This window comes from Spongiactinospora rosea (genome assembly GCF_003315795.1).
GTDB classification, from domain to species: Bacteria; Actinomycetota; Actinomycetes; order Streptosporangiales; family Streptosporangiaceae; genus Spongiactinospora; species Spongiactinospora rosea.
The window spans coordinates 45,871-59,551 of record NZ_QMEY01000026.1; the positions used below are offsets into that span (position 1 = coordinate 45,871).

Annotated in this window: 14 protein-coding genes; 9 read left to right on the forward strand and 5 right to left on the reverse strand. The window is 72.5% G+C overall.

The window, feature by feature from the left end; translation table 11 throughout:
* The first annotated feature begins 7 nt into the window (after positions 1-7).
* The 4 genes from DP939_RS37300 to menC are packed head-to-tail and all read left to right on the forward strand — an operon-like array spanning position 8 to position 4,246.
* A complete protein-coding gene (locus DP939_RS37300) occupies positions 8-1,039 on the forward strand; it encodes a dipeptidase (RefSeq protein ID WP_113985553.1) in 1,032 nt (343 codons plus the stop codon).
* A gap of 17 nt (positions 1,040-1,056) precedes the next feature.
* Complete coding sequence (locus tag DP939_RS37305; protein WP_199565669.1) at positions 1,057-2,250, forward strand: M20 family metallopeptidase; 1,194 nt, start codon at positions 1,057-1,059, stop codon at positions 2,248-2,250.
* Between the two features lie 5 nt (positions 2,251-2,255).
* Positions 2,256-3,134: a GNAT family N-acetyltransferase gene (locus tag DP939_RS37310; protein WP_199565670.1), complete on the forward strand. Its 879-nt coding sequence runs from the start codon at positions 2,256-2,258 to the stop codon at positions 3,132-3,134.
* Positions 3,131-4,246, forward strand: a complete 1,116-nt coding sequence (gene menC, locus DP939_RS37315; RefSeq protein ID WP_113985555.1) for an o-succinylbenzoate synthase — start codon at positions 3,131-3,133, stop codon at positions 4,244-4,246. The genes DP939_RS37310 and menC overlap by 4 nt, the downstream gene beginning before the upstream one ends.
* A gap of 39 nt (positions 4,247-4,285) precedes the next feature.
* Here the strand turns inward: menC and DP939_RS37320 are convergent, their stop codons facing one another.
* The gene (locus tag DP939_RS37320; protein WP_113985556.1) at positions 4,286-4,951 is read right to left on the reverse strand and encodes an MOSC domain-containing protein; all 666 of its coding nucleotides are present in this window, start codon (positions 4,949-4,951) and stop codon (positions 4,286-4,288) included.
* A gap of 155 nt (positions 4,952-5,106) precedes the next feature.
* Between DP939_RS37320 and DP939_RS37325 the strand changes: the two genes are divergently transcribed.
* Genes DP939_RS37325 through DP939_RS37335 form a run of 3 tightly spaced genes read left to right on the forward strand, consistent with a single transcriptional unit; the run spans position 5,107 to position 8,893 of the window.
* Positions 5,107-5,841, forward strand: a complete 735-nt coding sequence (locus DP939_RS37325) for an NUDIX hydrolase (RefSeq protein WP_113985557.1) — start codon at positions 5,107-5,109, stop codon at positions 5,839-5,841.
* Positions 5,838-6,995, forward strand: a complete 1,158-nt coding sequence (locus DP939_RS37330; RefSeq protein WP_113985558.1) for a 5'-methylthioadenosine/S-adenosylhomocysteine nucleosidase family protein — start codon at positions 5,838-5,840, stop codon at positions 6,993-6,995. The genes DP939_RS37325 and DP939_RS37330 overlap by 4 nt, the downstream gene beginning before the upstream one ends.
* The gene (locus tag DP939_RS37335) at positions 6,992-8,893 is read left to right on the forward strand and encodes a hypothetical protein (protein ID WP_113985559.1); all 1,902 of its coding nucleotides are present in this window, start codon (positions 6,992-6,994) and stop codon (positions 8,891-8,893) included. Before DP939_RS37330 ends, DP939_RS37335 begins: the two co-directional genes overlap by 4 nt.
* Before the next feature lie 64 nt (positions 8,894-8,957).
* Here the strand turns inward: DP939_RS37335 and DP939_RS37340 are convergent, their stop codons facing one another.
* Together DP939_RS37340 and DP939_RS37345 are read right to left on the reverse strand one after the other, a co-directional pair.
* Positions 8,958-9,425: a cupin domain-containing protein gene (locus DP939_RS37340; RefSeq protein WP_113985560.1), complete on the reverse strand. Its 468-nt coding sequence runs from the start codon at positions 9,423-9,425 to the stop codon at positions 8,958-8,960.
* Positions 9,426-9,460: 35 nt separating this feature from the next.
* Complete coding sequence (locus DP939_RS37345; RefSeq protein WP_113985561.1) at positions 9,461-10,045, reverse strand: isochorismatase family protein; 585 nt, start codon at positions 10,043-10,045, stop codon at positions 9,461-9,463.
* Between the two features lie 137 nt (positions 10,046-10,182).
* Between DP939_RS37345 and DP939_RS37350 the strand changes: the two genes are divergently transcribed.
* Both DP939_RS37350 and DP939_RS37355 read left to right on the forward strand, forming a co-directional pair.
* Positions 10,183-10,848 (forward strand): TetR/AcrR family transcriptional regulator, encoded by a 666-nt coding sequence (locus DP939_RS37350; RefSeq protein ID WP_158578918.1) that lies wholly within the window; start codon positions 10,183-10,185, stop codon positions 10,846-10,848.
* A 168-nt stretch (positions 10,849-11,016) separates the two neighbouring features.
* A complete protein-coding gene (locus DP939_RS37355) occupies positions 11,017-12,039 on the forward strand; it encodes an MDR family NADP-dependent oxidoreductase (RefSeq protein WP_113985563.1) in 1,023 nt (340 codons plus the stop codon).
* Between the two features lie 4 nt (positions 12,040-12,043).
* Here DP939_RS37355 and DP939_RS37360 read toward each other — a convergent pair whose 3' ends face one another.
* Positions 12,044-12,976: a nucleoside hydrolase gene (locus DP939_RS37360; protein WP_113985564.1), complete on the reverse strand. Its 933-nt coding sequence runs from the start codon at positions 12,974-12,976 to the stop codon at positions 12,044-12,046.
* A gap of 125 nt (positions 12,977-13,101) precedes the next feature.
* Positions 13,102-13,677 (reverse strand): YbhB/YbcL family Raf kinase inhibitor-like protein, encoded by a 576-nt coding sequence (locus tag DP939_RS37365; RefSeq protein WP_225878730.1) that lies wholly within the window; start codon positions 13,675-13,677, stop codon positions 13,102-13,104.
* Positions 13,678-13,681 lie beyond the last annotated feature (4 nt).

The window sequence follows — 13,681 nt, forward strand, 5'->3', positions numbered from 1 at the left end:
TCCCCTGATGCCCACCGACGCGTCCCGCCTCCACCGCGAAGCCGTGGTCGCCGACACGCACAACGACCTGCTGATGGCCGTGACCGTCCGGCCGCCCGCCGAGTGGGCGGACTACTTCCGCGCCCGCTGGCTGCCGCAGCTTCGCACGGGCGGCGTGAACGTGCAGGTGCTCCCGGTGTTCTCCGGCTGGGATCATGAGACGGACGGGGCACTGAAGCGGACCCTGCGGATGATCGAGGCGGCGCACCGGCTCGCGGAGGGCAACGCCGACGCCGTCGCGCTGTGCCGGGACGCGGCCGAGATCGACGCCGCGCTCGGCGGCGGGCGCATCGCGCTGGTGCTGGCCCTGGAGAGCTGTATCGGCATCGGCTCGGACGTCGAGCTGTTCGCCACCCTGTACCGGCTCGGCGTACGCGTCGCGTCCCTCACGCACATGGGACGCACCGCGTTCGCCGACGGCAGCGGCGAGGACGCGACGGGCGGGCGGCTCACCGCCGCGGGCGTGGCGGCCGTCGCGGAGATGCACCGGCTCGGCATGCTGCTCGACGTGTCGCACCTCGGGGCGGGCGGCGTCGAGCACGTACTGGAACTCGCCCAGGGCCCGGTGATCGCCACCCACTCCAGCGCCAGGGCGCTGCGCGACCACCACCGCAACCTGACCGACGCGCAGCTGCGCGGCATCGCCGCGACCGGCGGCGTGGTGTGCGTCAACTTCTTCGCCTCGTTCCTGCACGAGACCGAGCACACAGTGGACAAGATCGTCGATCACATCGAGCACATCGCGGGCGTGGCCGGGATCGACCACGTCGGCCTGGGCCCCGACTTCCTCAAGGAGGTGGAGGCCGACCTGACCCCGCCGTGGTGCGATGGCATGGAGGTGGCAGGACTCGACATCCATGCCTGCGTGCCCGGCCTGGAAGGCCCGGAAGGACTCCCGCTGGTCACCGAGGCGCTGCTGCGCCGGGGCTTCACCGGGGACGACACCGCCAAGGTGCTCGGCGGCAACGTCCTCGCGCTGTTGCGCCGGGTGCTTGGATGAGGACGCGTGAGGGACGAATGATGGATTTCACCGCGGCGCTGCCCGCGATGCTGGCCGACCTGGAAACCCTGGTGACCTGCGAGACCCCCTCGGCCGACCTGGCCGCGCTGGCCACGGGCGCGGAGGTCACGGCCGAGGTCGGCACCCGGCTGCTCGGCGTACCGCCCGAGCGGATCACCGTCGGCGGCCGTACCCACCTGCGCTGGGACTTCGGCGACGCCCCCGCCCGGGTGCTGCTGCTCGGCCACTACGACACGGTGTGGCCGATCGGCACCCTGGACCGCATCCCCTGGTCGGTGACCGGAGGCGTGGTACGCGGGCCGGGCTGCTTCGACATGAAGGCCGGGCTGGTCATGATCTTCCACGCGCTCGCCGCGCTGCCGGACCGGGCCGGGATCACCGTGCTGGTCAACGCGGACGAGGAGATCGGCTCGCCGACGTCCGGGGCTTTGGTCGAGGAGAGCGCGCTCGGCCGTACCGCGGCCCTGGTGCTGGAGCCGGGCGCGGACGGCGGCGCGCTGAAGATCGCCCGCAAGGGCGTCTCCCGGCACACGGTCGAGGTGCACGGGCGGGCGGCGCACGCCGGGCTCGAGCCGGAGCGCGGGATCAACGCCCTGGTCGAGGCCGCCCACCAGGTGCGGGTCATCGCGGCGCTGGCTGATCCGGGGGCGGGCACCACCGTCACCCCCACCATGATGTCGGCGGGCAGCGCGGGCAACACCGTGCCCGCGCTGGCCCGCGTCGAGATCGACGTACGGGCCGCGACCGTGGCCGAACAGCTCCGGGTGGAGACCGCCCTGGCCGGGCTGCGCCCGGACACGCCGGGGGCGTCGCTGCGCGCCTCGACCGGCGTGAGCATCCCGCCGCTGGAGCGCGCGGCGTCGGCCGGGCTGTTCGACCTGGCCCGGCGGGTCGCCGCCGATCAGGGCATCGAGCTGCGCGGCGTCGCCGTCGGCGGCGGCTCGGACGGCAACCGGACGGCCGCGGCCGGGACGCCGACGCTCGACGGGCTCGGCGCGGTCGGCGGCGGCGCGCACGCCGATGACGAGCACGTGGTGGTGGCCGAGCTGCCGGGCCGTACCGCCCTGCTGGTCGCGCTGCTCTCCGAGCTGCTTCACGAACTTCGCGGCGGAACGTCCGGCACGACGAAATCGGCCCCCGGTTTTGTGTCGGCCGGACCAGGTGAGGACGGCGGGAGACCAGCACGATGAGTTCCATGACACGTTTATCGGCGCCCTTGTCCGACGTGGCCGGCGCGGCGGCCGAAGCGGCGCGCGCGGCGGCGGGCCGTAGCGGGGTCCGTGTCGCCGAGCTGCGCGAGACCGCCGACCTGCAGCGGCTGTGCGCCCTGTTCGGGACCATCTGGCGGGCCGAGCCCGGCGGCGAGCCGCCGATGATCACGAGCCTGCTGCGGGCGCTGTGCCACACCGGCAACTACGTGACCGGCGCGTTCGACGGCGAGGAGATGGTCGGCGCGTGCGTCGGCGTGTACGCCGAGCCCGCCGGGCAGGTACTGCACTCGCACATGGCCGGGGTCGCGGCCTCGGCCCAGGCCAGGAGCATCGGCTACACGCTCAAGCTGCACCAGCGGGCCTGGGCGCTGGCCCGCGGCATCAACCGGGTGACCTGGACCTACGACCCGCTCATCCGGCGCAACGCGCACTTCAACATCACCAAGCTGGGCGCGCTGCCGACCGCGTACTTCACCGACTTCTACGGCCCGATGGAGGACGCCGTCAACGGCGGCACGCCCACCGACCGGGTGCTGGTCGAGTGGCGGCTGGACTCCGAGCGGGCCGTGACGGCCGCGTCCGGCGTACGCGTGCCCGCGCCGGTGGTGGACGCGCCGAGAATACTGAGCGTCGGCCCGGACGGGCTGCCGCTGCACGACCCGGCGGCCACCCGGTCCGGAGGGTCCGTCGTGCTCGCCGAGGTGCCCGCCGACATCGAGCGGATGCGGCACACCGACCGGGCGAGCGCCGCCGCCTGGCGGTCCGCGCTGCGCGAAGTCCTCGGCGGCCTGCTCGGGGCGGGCGCCGCGGTCACCGGATTCAGTTCCGCCAACTGCTATGTCATCGACCTGGAGGCATCGTGAAGATCACCGGAGTTGAGCTGCGGCGCGTGCAGATGCCGCTGGTCGCCCCGTTCCGCACGTCGTTCAAGGAAGAGCTGCACCGCGACATCCTGCTGGTCCGCGTGGTCACCCCCGAGGCCGAGGGCTGGGGCGAGTGCGTCACCATGGAGAGCCCGCTGTACTCCGAGGAGTACACCGACGGCGCGGCCGAGGTGATGCGCCGCTTCCTCATCCCGGCGCTGACCGCCCGTCCCGACCTGGACGCCAACCGGGTCGCGCCCACGCTGGCGAAGTTCAAGGGCCACCCGATGGCCAAGGCCGCCCTGGAGATGGCGGTGCTCGACGCCGAGCTGCGCGCGGCCGGGGTGTCCTTCGGCCGCTACCTCGGGGCGGTCCGCGACGAGGTCAGGTGCGGGGTCTCGGTCGGCATCATGAACTCCATCGGCGAACTCCTCGACGCGGTCGCCGGGTACCTGGAGGAGGGCTACCTCCGGATCAAGCTGAAGATCCAGCCCGGCTGGGACATCGCCCCGGTGCGCGCGGTCAGGGAGCGGTTCGGCGACGACGTACCGCTCCAGGTGGACGCCAACGCCGCCTACGCCCTCACCGACGCGCGGACGCTGGCCCGGCTGGACGAATTCGACCTGGAACTGATCGAGCAGCCGCTCGCCGCGGGCGACCTGTACCAGCACGCCGCGCTGGCCAAGCAGGTGCGCACACCCATCTGCCTGGACGAGTCGATCAAGTCGGCCGAGGACGCGGCGCTGGCCCTGGCCATCGGCGCGTGCTCGATCGTCAACATCAAGCCGGGCCGGGTCGGCGGATACCTGGAGGCCCGCCGCATCCACGACCTGTGCCAGGCCAACGGGATCGCCGTGTGGTGCGGCGGCATGCTGGAGACGGGCCTCGGCCGGGCCGCCAACGTGGCGCTGGCCGCGCTGCCGGGGTTCACCCTGCCCGGCGACACCTCCGCCTCCCGCCGCTACTACGCGGCCGACATCACCGAGCCGTTCGTGCTGCGTGAGGGCAGGCTGGCCGTGCCGCGGGAGCCGGGGCTCGGGGTGTCGCCGCTGCCCGACCGGCTGGCCGAGGTCACCTCCGACACCGAGTGGGTGCGCGCCGACGGGGCCTGACCCGCCCAGCGGCGGCCCGGCCCCGCCCTTCGCGCGGGGTCAGGGGCCGTCGTGGTACTTGGCGATGTGGTTGCGCACGTAGGACAGTTGCTCGCGTTCCATCCAGGGCGCGGCGACCAGCATCTTGGGCGACTCCGCGCGTTCGGTCGTCACGGCGCGGAACAGCCTGGCGACCGTGACATCGTGCTCCGGGCGGTGGATCACCTCGATCGCGTCACCGGTGCGCAGCTCGCCCGGCTCGATCACCCGCAGCATGACGCCCGGCGAACCGCTCTGGGTGAACCGCCGCACCCAGCCCTTCTCGGCGAGCCAGCCGCCGAAGGTCCGGCAGGGAATGCGCCCGCCGGTCACCTCCAGCACCACCTCGGGCCCGACCCGCCAGCGCTCGCCGACCAGGGCCTCTCTCAGATCGATGCCGATGGTGGTGAGATTCTCGCCGAACGTCCCGTTCGGCAGGGGGCGGCCCAGCTCGTTCTCCCAGCCGTCCAGGTCCTCGCGGGCGAAGGCGTAGACCGCCCGGTCGTCGCCGCCGTGGACGCGGCTGTCGCACACGTCGTCGCCTGCCACGCCGCTCCCCTGCGCGCCGGGCGCGGCCACCCGTACCGGGCCTTCCACCGGGCGCTTGTCGATCCCGGTCGCGCCGGAGGGGGCATCGGTGTAGGGGACGGGTTTCGCGCGCCCGACGTTCAGGCTGAGAATCTTCATACTCGCAGGCTAGGACAAGTCCGGACGTTTTCGGTCCGGCGGCTTATACACCAGGGGACGGCACTTTCGCGGGACTCCGCACATTCTCGGTTGGCATTCCAGATATTCCCCTGTGGCTAGTTTCTGTCAGTATGACAAGAAGCTAGTCTGACGTCATGGAAGACGAACCCTGGAAAACGCCGTACGTCATGCTCGCCGTCGACCTGGTGATCTTGACGTTGCGGCGGTCGCGGCTGCACATCCTGCTGGTCGAGCGGGGCGTCGAGCCGTACCGGGGCGCCCTGGCGCTGCCCGGCGGGTTCCTGCGGCACCCCGAGGAGGAGATCCCGGCCGCCGCCCGCCGGGAACTGGCCGAGGAGACCGACCTCGACATCGAGAACGTCCACCTGGAGGAGTTCCGGGTGTACGGGACTCCGGGCCGCGATCCGCGGGGCCGCGTGGTGTCGGTGGCCTTCCTGGCCATCGCGCCCCGGCTGCCGGAGCCGACCGCGGGCACCGACGCCGCCGCCGCCCGGTGGCAGCCCGTGGACGGCGTGCTCGCGGGGGACGTACGGCTCGCGTTCGACCACCGGCGGATCGCCGCCGACGGCGTCGAACGGGCCCGCGCCAAGATCGAATACTCCGCGCTCGCCACGGCGTTCTGCGGGCCCACCTTCACGATCACCGAGTTGCAGGAGGTGTACGAAGCAGTGTGGGGAATCCAGCTCGATCCCCGTAATTTCTACCGCAAGGTGCAGAAGACCGACGGTTTCATCATCCCGGCGGGCACCGAGCGAAAGGCCGCCACCGGCCGGCCGGCCCGGCTGTTCCGGGCCGGTCCGCACAAGATCCTCTACCCGCCGATGGTCCGCCCCGTCATGTCGGCGGCCTTAACCGGAGAAGGCCCATGAGCCCGTCGCCGACCGTGATCCTCACCGCACTGGATCTCGAATACCAGGCGGTACGCAGCCGGATGTCCGGCCCGCGCGTACACCGGCACCCGCAGGGCACCCGCTTCGAGGTCGGCCGGCTGGCCGACGCGGGGTGCGAGGTGGCCCTGGGCCACGTCGGCAAGGGCAACCAGTCCGCCGCGGTGCTGGCCGAGCGCGCCATCCACGAGTTCGCCCCGGCCGCGCTGCTGTTCGTGGGGGTGGCGGGCGCGCTGCAGTCCCACATCGCGCTCGGCGACGTGGTGGTCGCCACCCACATCTACGCCTTCCACGGCGGGACCAGCGAGGACGACGGCTTCAAGAGCCGTCCCCGGGTGTGGGAGACCTCGCACGCCGCCGAGCAGATCGCCCGGCACATCGCCCGGACCCACTCGTGGGTCAGGTACCTGCCGGAGTACACCCCGGAGCCGGAGATCCACTTCGGGCCGATCGCCGCCGGCGAGGTGGTGCTCAACTCCGCGGACTCCGCGTACGCCCGCTGGATCAGGGACAACTACAACGACGCGCGGGCGATCGAGATGGAGGGCGCGGGAATCGCCCAGGCCGCGCACCTGAACGGATCGCTGCCAGTGGTCGTCGTACGCGGGATCAGCGACCGTGCCGACGGCAGCAAGGAGGAGAGCGACCGCGCGCAGTGGCAGGGCCGCGCGGTGGTCAACGCGGCGGCCTTCGCCGCCGCCCTCGCCGGGGAACTGGCCGCCGAGCACGCGGCAGGCACCCTGCCCTCCCCGACCCCGACCCCGAGGATTCCGGAGATGCGCGGGACGACCGAGAACATCGCGATGGGCAACGCCCAGGTGGGCGTGCAGGCGGGCGTCGTACACGGCGGCATCCGGATCACCTCCGAGCCGCCCCCGCCGGCCGACCTGCCCCAGGCGCTCGACGCGCTGCGCGCCCGGCTCCGCCGCGCGCTGGCCGAGGGCCAGGTGGACCAGGTGACCTACGACGCCGTGGAGAGCGAGCTGACCGTGGCAGACGAGGCGCTGCGCGGCGGGGCCCGGCCGAGCACGGTGACGGTGGCGCTGCGGAAGGTCCGGGGGCTCATCGGCGACGTCTCCAGCCTGGCCACGGCGCTCGCGGCGGCCATCACGCTCGCCCAGGGACCGCCGTCATGACCGCGCACACGACGGGGCCGGAGCGCGGCACGACGAACAGCGCGGACGGCTCGGCCCGCGTCGGGGTGCAGGCGGGGGTGGTCCACGGCGACGTCCACAACTACACGGTGTCGCCGGACGCCGCGCCCGAGGAGAAGTTCCGCACCGGCCTGCGGTTCCTGGAGGGCGGCATGGCCAAACACGCCAGGGAGCTGATCTACGCGGCGTTCGCGGCCGGGCACCGCACCGACGAGGTCTGGTTCCACTGGCTGCTCGCCCTGGTCAGCGGCCGGACGCGGCACGAGCTCTCGGACGAGGAGGCCGCCTCGCTGCGCGCCGAGCCCGGCGGGCTGCGCCGGATCGGCGGCGGCGCCTGGACGGACGGCGTGCTGACCGTCCGCAGGCTGCTGGACTGCGCGGAAGATCCCGGGGCCGACCTGCGGTCGGTGTTCAAGGAGCTGGACGAGCTGGGCGAGACCCAGAGGGCACTGATCGTGCGGCATCTTGGCACGTTCCTGGAAGGCCCGCTGCACGACCAGATGTGGCATCGCGGGCTGGCCCGCGCCAGGCGTGAGTGGCGGGCCCGCGACCGGTCCGGCCGGTGCTGGAAGTTCTTCGAGCCGGAGCCTCTGGCGCCCCGGGAGTACAAGCCGCCGCCGCCCCGCATCCCCGGCGTCGTGCTCGCGCGGGTGACGGCCCTGGCAGCGGTCACCGGCCTGCCGGCCGTCTCGCTGGGCTACCTGCTGCTGACGGCCGGGACGCTGCTCGGCTTCCTCGGCTACCTGGTGACCCTCGCCGGGTGCTACCTCACCCTGCGGGAGGTCCTGGCCCGGCGGCTGCGGGCGGCGCTGCGCGACCCGGCGCGGCCCGCCCCCCGGCGGGCGCCGCCCGACGGTTTCGCCCGCAAGGTCGATCAGCGGTTCCTGCACTACTTCGCGAAGTACATGCCACCCGGCATGGAGCGCGGAGTCTGGATGGAGATGACCGCGGGGGTGCGGCAGAAGATCCGTGACGAGATCGTGCAGACGTACCGGGAGAGCAGGGTCGGCGTCGGCAGGATCAACTGGCTGATCCGGCACCGAACCTCGGAGGTGTGCAAACGATGGCGGAACCGCCCGTCGCAGCCGCCCGCGCCGTCGCCCCTGGCGATGCTGGGGCCGGTGGCCCTCCTCACGCTCGGGACCGTCATCACACTGACCGACCCGGTCGCGGACACCAGCACGATGCTGCTCATCACCGCGTTGGCCGGCATGTTCACCGCGCGCGACGGGCTGGACATCGCGGTGGAGTACCGGCGGCACGCGTACGAGCGGCGGGAGAGCCGACGGGCGCTGGACGCGAGCCACGCCGCATTCCAGCGGTGGCGGCAGAGGCTGGCGGACAAGCCCCAGGACCCCGAGCTGGCCGCGTGGCTCGACTGCGACCGGAAGATCCTGCTCAACAATGCGCTGCGGCACTACAAGCTGGCCATGAGCGAGATCATCGCCTACGGCTTCATCGACACCCCGGCCCCCTCGTCCGCGCGCGCCCGGGTGCGTGGCGGCCCCTGGCGCTACCGCGACTACGAGATCATGCTGTTCCTCCTCACCAGGGACGGGGTCCGCCAGGTCACCACCGAGCTGGACTTCGAGGTCGGCGAGTTCTCCGGAGAGCAGCGGGACAACTACCGGTTCGAGTCGATCGCGGTGGTGCACGTCCGCCAGACGGCGAGCCACCCGTGGACCTTCGAGCTGTCGCTGTGCAACGGGCAGCGGATCACCATCCCCGCGGACGGCCTGGCCGTGGAGGAGCTTCAGCAGGGCGAGGCCCCCGGCACGGTCGCGGAGGCCACTCTCGACGCGGCCGGGGTCCACCACACCCTGCACGTACTGGAGGGGATCGCGGCGAGCGGCAAGCACTGGGCGGACCGCGCCCGCTAGTCGAAAGGGGCCGTGGCGACCCGCCGACCCGGGGGCCGGCGGGACGACGGCCTGGCCGGGACCGTCAGCGGGGCGGGCCGACGACGATCTGGCCGTACGCGTCGGCGGCGGCGGCCAGCGCCTCCTTGGAGATCTCGAACCCGTCCGGCCTGGGCGTGGAGAGGTCCCGCCCGGCCTGCCGGAACATGCCCTCGATGCCGCCCGGGGTGGCGATCATCAGCAGGTCGGCCCGGTCGGAGGTGACGCGGTAGCCGTGCGGGATGTTCCTGGGCAGGTAGACGATGCCGCCCTCGGACAGCTCCATCTCCTCGTCGCCGACCCAGAGCAGGGCGGTCCCCTTGATCAGCAGGAAGACCTCGTCCTCCCGGGTGTGCATGTGGAACGGCGGAGCCTCGTCCTTGGGGACGTCGAAGCGGCCGACGGTCAGTTGCCCGTCGGTCGCGGCCGCGTCCAGCAGGACCGAGAAGACGCCGCCTTCCAGCCATTCGAGCCTCTGCTGCCGCTCGGGCTGGGCCAGGTAGGGAATGCTCATGGTGTCCTGTCCTCCAATCGGGAAGGTGCGGGCCGTCAGGCGGGGATGAGGGCTCCGACGATGGGGATGAGCGCCTGGCCGGCGGGTGAGGTCCAGGTGCCCGCCAGTTCGGTCAGGATCATGTTGGTGGAGGCGATGCCCGCGCCGGCCCGTTCCATGCGGCGCAGCGCGATGTCGTCGGCGGCCTTGGTCATCGAACCTCCGGCGTCGGCCACGACCTGCACCCGGTAGCCGGAGTCGAGCGCGGTCAGCGTGGGGTAGACGGTGCAGACGTCGTTGGTCACCCCGGCGATGATCAGGTTGCGGCGGCCGGTGGCCTGTACGGCGGCGGCGAACGCCGGGTCGTCCATGGCGTTCACGACGCCCGAGCGGCGGACGCGCCCGGCGTACTCCTCGGGCGCGATCTCGGCGAACTCTGGAAGCAGCGGCCCCTGCGCGTGGTCCTCCATCGAGGTGGTCAGCACCAGCGGAACGTCGAGCGCCTTGGCGGCCTTGGCCAGCGCGAACGCGTTGGCCTTGACCTCCTTCAGGTCGCTAGAGCCCACCCAGCTCAGCACGCCTTCCTGATGGTCGATGAGCAGGATCGCCGAGTCGGCGGGGGTGAAGAGGGAGAGTGCCATGGCGATGGCCCCTTTCCTGGCGGTCGGTACCGCTCCAGTTATCCGGACTATTTGCTCCGGATAACATGGCCGGCCGCGCACTTCATTCCCGGGTCCCGGATATCGTTTGCGGAGAACTTCGCCGTGAGGGAGGACCCGTGCCGCGCGAACCGGCAGCGGGCGGCGGGCGCCGCCGCCGTCCCCGATGGGACGCCGAGGCCAACCGGGAGCGGCTGCTGGCCGCGGCGGTCACCGTGATGCTCCGCGAGGGACGCCACGTCCCACTGCGGACCATCGCCGAGGAGGCGGGCGTCGGCATCGCCACCTTCTACCGCAAGTACGCCGACCGGGACGCGCTCATGCAGGCCCTGGAGCACCGCGCCTACGACCTGCTGGTCGGCGTCCTGGAGGAGATCGCCGCCCGGCCGCGCTCCGGCCGCGAGGCGATCGGCGAGTACCTGACCCGCTGCCTGGCGATGGCCGACCAGCTGGTCCTGCCGCTGCACGGCGCGCCGCCGCTGGTGACCGACGAGGCGGTGAACGCGCGCCGGACGATCTACCGGCACCTGGACGCCTTCCTGGCGCGCGGCCGGTCCGACGGCAGCGTCCGGGGGGCGGCGAACGCCACCGACGTGATCGTCTTCACCTCGCTGCTCACGCAGCCCCTGGCGCACGGCCCGGACTGGCCGCTCGCGGCCCGGCGCCAGCTCGCCCTGTTCCTGAACGCGCTGGCCGCCGAGGGCCCCACCGCCCTGCCCGGCCCGGCGATCGAGCACGCCGACATCGAGGCCGCCTTCGCCCGGCACGGGCTTACCTCAAAGTGAGTTACGCACCGAAAGGTAAATGTCGAGCATTCGGCCGGTGCCGGTTTCCGCATTTCTCGATTTCTTGACCGGGCACGGTGAATCACTTCATAATTCTGCGGGAGCGAATCCCTTTTCTGCTCGCGGGAAATATGTCCTGCCGTACACCTGGAAAGGCGTGGACCATACATGACCTCTGTCGTCACTCCCACCAGCGGGCTCGAAGTACGGCTGGCCGAACGACCGGGCGGGCCCGGTGACCCCGGGCGGCTGGTCGTCGAGACCGCCGCCGTACGGCCCCCGGGCCCCGGCGAGGCGCTGGTGCGCAACCGCTGGATGGCGGTGGTCGCGGTGATGCGCTCGCTGATGGCCGGGGACCCCGGCCTGCCGATGCCCGGCTACGACCTGGGCGCCCCGCTGTGGGGACCGGCGATCGGCGAGGTCGTGGCCTCGGCCGACCCCGGACTGCGCCCCGGCCAGACCGTGGTCCACCGGCTCGGCTGGCGGGAGTACGCGACGGGCCCGGCCGGGGGGTTCCAGGCGCTGGAGGAGGACGCGCTGCCCGCCCCCTACTACCACCTGTCCCAAGGACAGGTCGGCTGGAGGGGCATGGTGGACGTGGCGGGGGTCAGGCCGGGCGACACCGTGCTGGTCACGGGGGCCGCGGGCGGCGTGGGCTCGCTGGCCGGGCAGATCGCCCGGCTGCGCGGGGCGGGCCGGGTCATCGGCACGGCGGGCGGCCCGGCCAAGGTCCGGCGCCTGGTCCAGGAACTCGGATACGACGCCGCCATCGACCACCGCAGCGAGCCCGTCGCCGAACGGCTGGCCGAACTCGCCCCCGATGGGCTGAACGTGGTGTTCGACAACGTCGGCGGCGAGCAGTTGACGGCCGCGGTGTCCGCCGCCGCGACCGGGGCCCGCTTCGCGCTGTGCGGCGCGCTGGCCGACCAGCTCTCCAGCGGCGCGCCGACGGGCACCCGGCTCGACGTGATGACCGTGATCGCCAAGCAGATCACCCTGACCGGCTTCGCGACCCTCCCCGACCCCGGCCTCACCCGCCGCTGGACCACGGCCTTCGCGGGCTGGCTGGCCGAAGGGGCGATCTCCTTCCCGCACACGGTGGTGCGCGGCCTTGAGCGAGCGCCCGGCGCGCTGGCCGCGCTGACCAGGGGCGACCACGTCGGCGCGGTGTTCGTCGAGATCACCCCTTGAGCGGCTAGGTCAACGTGGCCAGGCAGTGTTTGTAGAAGTGGTCGGGATCGACCGTGCGGGCGCACTTGACGGGGCGGCCGGCGGGGTCCCTGACCGTACGGCCCTGACTCGGGCCGGTGGTGACGACCCGGCACCGCGCGGTCTCGAACTCGAACATGTCGGGCACGGCCAGGTAGGAGGTGGTGAGGCTGTCCCAGCCGCAGTACGGCATGCCGGTGGTCTCCAGGGTGCCGAAGGTCATCGCGAGCAGGGTCCCGGCGAGGTCGCTGACCGGGTTGCCATAGTGCTCGCCGAACGCACAGGCGAACTCACCGATGATCGGCACCAGGTCGGTGATGTCCAGGGGGAACATGGTGACGGGCACGCCGCTGTCGAAGACGCGCTGGGCGGCGTCCGGGTCCCAGTAGATGTTCCATTCGGCCGAGCCGTCGTGTCCCGGCTGATCGACGTTGCCCGGTACGTCGAGCGCACCGCCCATGAACACCACCTCAGCGATCTTGGGCTCCACCTCCGGGTGCCGGTCCAGGCACCAGGCAAGATTGGTCATGGGCCCGGTCGCCAGCACCGTGACCGGCGCCTCCGCCGCCAGCAGCCAGGCGGCGAGCTGCCGGTGCGCGGGCAGATCGACCGGCTCGCCCCCGAGCGGCCCGGGGCGGTTGAGCACCGGCAGGGCGTCCATGCGAAGCGCGTCGATCCGCCACTCCAGCGGGAAGGGGTTGCGGCCCTGGAGTTCCCCGGCGGCCACGGGCACGTGCGGCAGCCCGGTCATCGCGAGCACCTTGCGGGTGACCGACAGGGCGGGGGCGAGCAGGCAGTCGGCGGGCGTGACGGTCACACCGCGCAGCGCGACATTGCCGTACCGGGTGAGCAACAACAGGGACAGAATGTCGTCCAGGCCGCCATCGTGGTCGTGGATCACCGTCCGGACGTCGCTCATCGCGCGCCGCCTTTGCGGGGCCGTCGGCGGCTGATTTCGTTGAATGCCGATAAATGCGCCATTGCCGAAATATGCACCAGGCGATTTCGGCCGTCAACGGCCCCGCACGGACGACAAGGCCGGGGTCAGGCGGGGGTTTCCGCGGTGGCGGTCAGGACGGCGCGGGCGAGGATGTGGCCGCTGATGACGAACCCGAGATAGGCCGGGGTGGCCTCGGCCGGGACGCCGATGGACTCGACGTCAAGGGCGTGCACCACGACGAAGTAGCGGTGCGGGCCGTGCCCGGCCGGTGGGGCCGCGCCGATGTACCGGGCCGCGCGGGCGTCGTTGGGCAGTTGGAAGGTGCCCTCCGGCAGGCCCAGGCCGGTCTCGTCGCCCGCGCCCTCGGGCAGCTCGGTGACAGTGGCGGGGATGTCGGCCACCGCCCAGTGCCAGAAGCCGGAGCCGGTGGGGGCGTCGGGGTCGTACGCCGTCACGGCGTAGCTCTTCGTGCCCGCGGGGGCGCCGCTCCAGGACAGGTGCGGCGAGACGTCCTTGCCGCCGGGCACCCCGGCCGACATCTGCGCGGCGGGCCAGGTGGCGCCGTCGGCCAGCGTGGTGCTGGTGACGGTGAAGGAGGGCACCTCGGGGAGACGGGCGAAGGGGTCGTTGGCGCTCATCGCGTTGGGCTCCTCTACTGGGATCAACTTTCGGTACTTCATCGAC

What these genes read in the sequence shown, in the direction of transcription:
- DP939_RS37325 (WP_113985557.1), top strand. Translation starts at nt 5,107, where the DNA reads ATGGAAGACGAACCCTGGAAAACGCCGTACGTCATGCTCGCCGTCGAC.
- DP939_RS37360 (WP_113985564.1), bottom strand. Translation starts at nt 12,976, where the DNA reads ATGAGCGACGTCCGGACGGTGATCCACGACCACGATGGCGGCCTGGAC.
- DP939_RS37345 (WP_113985561.1), bottom strand. Translation starts at nt 10,045, where the DNA reads ATGGCACTCTCCCTCTTCACCCCCGCCGACTCGGCGATCCTGCTCATC.
- DP939_RS37305 (WP_199565669.1), top strand. Translation starts at nt 1,057, where the DNA reads ATGATGGATTTCACCGCGGCGCTGCCCGCGATGCTGGCCGACCTGGAA.
- DP939_RS37300 (WP_113985553.1), top strand. Translation starts at nt 8, where the DNA reads ATGCCCACCGACGCGTCCCGCCTCCACCGCGAAGCCGTGGTCGCCGAC.
- DP939_RS37355 (WP_113985563.1), top strand. Translation starts at nt 11,017, where the DNA reads ATGACCTCTGTCGTCACTCCCACCAGCGGGCTCGAAGTACGGCTGGCC.
- DP939_RS37340 (WP_113985560.1), bottom strand. Translation starts at nt 9,425, where the DNA reads ATGAGCATTCCCTACCTGGCCCAGCCCGAGCGGCAGCAGAGGCTCGAA.
- DP939_RS37320 (WP_113985556.1), bottom strand. Translation starts at nt 4,951, where the DNA reads ATGAAGATTCTCAGCCTGAACGTCGGGCGCGCGAAACCCGTCCCCTAC.
- DP939_RS37310 (WP_199565670.1), top strand. Translation starts at nt 2,256, where the DNA reads ATGACACGTTTATCGGCGCCCTTGTCCGACGTGGCCGGCGCGGCGGCC.
- DP939_RS37365 (WP_225878730.1), bottom strand. Translation starts at nt 13,677, where the DNA reads ATGAAGTACCGAAAGTTGATCCCAGTAGAGGAGCCCAACGCGATGAGC.
- DP939_RS37335 (WP_113985559.1), top strand. Translation starts at nt 6,992, where the DNA reads ATGACCGCGCACACGACGGGGCCGGAGCGCGGCACGACGAACAGCGCG.
- DP939_RS37330 (WP_113985558.1), top strand. Translation starts at nt 5,838, where the DNA reads ATGAGCCCGTCGCCGACCGTGATCCTCACCGCACTGGATCTCGAATAC.